The following is a 399-nucleotide window of genomic DNA, read 5'->3' on the forward strand; positions in this document are numbered from 1 at the left end:
GCACCACCCCCCCCCCCCCCCCCCCGCCGGCGTGGCGGGCGTGCTCGCCCCCCCCCACCCCCCCCCCACTCCTCCCACCCGTGCGCGACTCAGCTCCTGCGGCGGCGACGATGCCGCTCGTGGAACAGGATCAGGACACCGCCGACCAGGAGCAGCCCGATGCCGCCGGCGGCGAGGAACTGGATGCCGCCGCCGGCCCCGGTGGAGGCGAGCACACCCCCGGTACCACCCGAGGGCCCGGCACTCGGAGCCAGGCTCAGGCTCGGGCTCGCCGAGTCGCTCGGGGAGGCCGAGCCGCTCGGGGCGCCCGGGGGCCTAGGCGTACCCGGGGGGGTCGGCGCCACGTTGGCGGTGGGGGTGGCCGAATTGGGGGGGGGGGGACACCGGGTGCAGGACGGG

1 protein-coding gene is annotated in these 399 nt (G+C 79.2%); it reads right to left on the reverse strand.

Annotation, left to right across the window (positions count from 1 at the left end; genetic code table 11):
• Window positions 1–89: 89 nt before the first annotated feature.
• Window positions 90–215 (reverse strand): hypothetical protein, encoded by a 126-nt coding sequence (locus ACFV6I_RS06750; RefSeq protein ID WP_380423789.1) that lies wholly within the window; start codon window positions 213–215, stop codon window positions 90–92.
• Window positions 216–399: the final 184 nt, after the last annotated feature.

The organism is Kitasatospora sp. NPDC059803 (assembly GCF_042732255.1).
Lineage (GTDB): Bacteria > Actinomycetota > Actinomycetes > Streptomycetales > Streptomycetaceae > Kitasatospora.